Raw genomic sequence first — 213 nt, 5'->3', positions numbered from 1 at the left:
AACGAAGAACAGATCCTCGCTATGGAAGAACAGGTTTTTTCCTTGTCGAACGGAGAACCATTCAACGGTGAACCGCTTTCTTTGCTCTTTCCAACCCCCAACCTGCCATCCCCGACCCCGGTTCCTCCAAAGCCCAGATCCTGAACAGGAGCTCTTCAGGATGACAAAGTAAGTTCGTCCTGATCAGATTACTTTAATTTGCTTGCTCTTTTT

Source organism: Mesotoga sp. UBA5847 (genome assembly GCF_002432735.1).
In the GTDB taxonomy this organism is placed as follows: domain Bacteria; phylum Thermotogota; class Thermotogae; order Petrotogales; family Kosmotogaceae; genus Mesotoga.
This window is presented reverse-complemented; position numbering follows the sequence as displayed.